This is a genomic window from Paenibacillus chungangensis (assembly GCF_042675905.1).
Classification (GTDB): Bacteria; Bacillota; Bacilli; order Paenibacillales; family Paenibacillaceae; genus Pristimantibacillus; species Pristimantibacillus chungangensis.
The window spans coordinates 1-1,289 of sequence record NZ_JBHTJZ010000047.1; the positions used below are offsets into that span (position 1 = coordinate 1).

2 protein-coding genes are annotated in these 1,289 nt (G+C 42.7%); one reads left to right on the forward strand and one right to left on the reverse strand.

What is annotated here, in order from left to right:
* Positions 1-219: 219 nt before the first annotated feature.
* Positions 220-750: a transposase gene (locus tag ACFQ2I_RS19500; RefSeq protein WP_377567217.1), complete on the reverse strand. Its 531-nt coding sequence runs from the start codon at positions 748-750 to the stop codon at positions 220-222.
* A 230-nt stretch (positions 751-980) separates the two neighbouring features.
* On the opposite strand from ACFQ2I_RS19500, the gene ACFQ2I_RS19505 reads away from it, so the two are divergent.
* Positions 981-1,172, forward strand: coding sequence for a sigma factor G inhibitor Gin (locus tag ACFQ2I_RS19505; protein ID WP_377567219.1), 192 nt, complete (start codon positions 981-983; stop codon positions 1,170-1,172).
* Positions 1,173-1,289: the final 117 nt, after the last annotated feature.

The window sequence follows — 1,289 nt, forward strand, 5'->3', positions numbered from 1 at the left end:
CCGATCGAAGTAATACGAAGCAGCAGGCCCGGCCCTAGGGGAAGGTTCAAACGCCGACCTCGAAGCTATATCACGAAATGAATTCATCCGGTGCGGAATGGGCGTAGCCAGACGCTCCTCTCCCATCGGGAGAGTGTTCGAACCTCCGTTCGAAGTAATACGAAGTAGATGGCCCGGCCCTAGAGGAATTGTCGGGCATCGATCAATATATACGACGTATTACCGTTGGTAATAGGATGCTTCCTTCGTCTGCAGGCGTAGAACACCGTCTGTATGCTGCTTGCGAAAGAAAAACGATACTATTAGTCTGGGGGTTAGCAGCCATATATGCCAGCTTACAAGGCTTATCATAAGCGATGGCTTGGTCCACGGATATAATAAGGCAATAAAGCATAATCCAATCCAGAACAGGTGGCGGTGTACTCTACGGAAGATGAGAAGACTAATATCATTCGCAGGCTTGAATCCGATCCAGGGAGGGGTAATTCGCCAGATCCATTGACGATCCGCCGCTTCATCGACTCTTATGAACGTTAGAAGAAGTACAAGTAGGTGCAGCGCTTGTATGAGCGCGAATCCGAACAACCATGAGAATAACCCCTCCATTTCATAAATTAGTATTTGGAAGCCAACAAAAATAACTGCCATAAGGATGTGGCTGTAAATGAGCTCTTTAGCAATCACCTTTCGTTTAATGAGCTTATATTGATAAATCGTTGCGTTCTGTTGCTCCGAAAGTTTCCTCTTCATATTCACGCTTCCTTCCATAGTGCCGTGCACAACTGATATTCAATAAATATATCGGTAATTGAGTCACTTTTGTCCATAGTTCAATTCCACAAAAGTTATCACCATGCGCCCAGTATTTGCATAACATATAGTAATATTTGAAAACAGCATATGAAACAAGTATGAAATCATAGATTTCATGTCATAATAGTAATGAGGTATTATGTATATGGGAAAGGCAGGAATGTGGAATGAATGAATTATACGGTTATCAATGCGCGATATGCGGCAACAGAAGAATAGAAGGTGAGGGCATTCGAGTCATATACGGTTTTATATGTGAGGATTGTGAAACGGAAATGGTTCATACCGATGTGAGAGATGCGAAATATCCTTTTTTTATTCATCAAATGAAGCAAATATTTATTGAGAAAAACGCTTGAGCGACTACCATTGTACACTGGTACCCATAGACTGGACACTTTGAAAAAAGGTGTGCGGACTGTGGGTACCTTTTTGTATACTGGAACAAGCAATGGAGGGGATTACATCATGAGCAA